The 745-nt window shown below is 40.0% G+C and carries 1 protein-coding gene; it reads left to right on the top strand.

Annotation, left to right across the window (positions count from 1 at the left end):
* Positions 1 to 133: 133 nt before the first annotated feature.
* A complete protein-coding gene (gene tnpA / locus HT693_RS09000; protein ID WP_001140801.1) occupies positions 134 to 607 on the top strand; it encodes an IS200/IS605 family transposase in 474 nt (157 codons plus the stop codon).
* The last annotated feature ends 138 nt before the right edge of the window (positions 608 to 745 follow it).

Raw genomic sequence — 745 nt, 5'->3', positions numbered from 1 at the left:
TTCAAGCCAGTTTTTCTCGTAGAGAAAAACAAGAAAACCACCAGCTATGCTGGTGGCTGACAAGGCTTCTAGCTTCCATTTATTTTTCCAAGTATAATCTAATTGTTCAGGTTAGATAAAGGAGGAAAAATAAATGGCTAAAACCAGTTACAGTTTATCACATACTAAATGGATGTGCAAATATCATATAGTTTTTACACCTAAGTATCGCCGTAAGGCGATATATTACAAAGTCAGGTCGGATTTGATAGATATTATTAAACATCTATGCGGTTGTCGTGGCGTGGAGATTATCGAAGGTCATATGATGCCAGACCATGTACACCTGCTTGTACTGATACCTCCCAAACTTTCGATTTCCGATTTTATGGGGTATCTCAAGAGCAAAAGTGCATTGATGATATTTGATAAGCACGCTAATTTAAAATATAAGTATGGAAATCGAAAGTTCTGGGCTAGGGGATACTATGTAAGTACCGTTGGACTAAACGAAAAGACCGTAGCTAAATATATTCGCGAGCAGGAAAAGAATGACATTGCACTCGATAAGCTGAGTGTAAAAGAATATGAAGATCCGTTTTCTGATGGCGGATTTAGAACAAGGTAAAAGCCCGTTGTGACGGGCATTAGTCAAGTAATATAGCACGACCTGAACGAAGTTCAGCGAGCGTCTTTAGACGCCGCTGGAGAGAAACGGCTTATAGCCGGTGTACAAGCCACCCGTTTTCACGGGTGGTTATGACTT

This window comes from Streptococcus sp. 2154, from assembly GCF_013277255.1.
Taxonomy (GTDB): domain Bacteria; phylum Bacillota; class Bacilli; order Lactobacillales; family Streptococcaceae; genus Streptococcus; species Streptococcus pseudopneumoniae.
This window is presented reverse-complemented; position numbering and strand designations above follow the sequence as displayed.

Coding starts and splice junctions, on each gene's coding strand:
- tnpA (WP_001140801.1), top strand. CDS start 134: ATGGCTAAAACCAGTTACAGTTTATCACATACTAAATGGATGTGCAAA.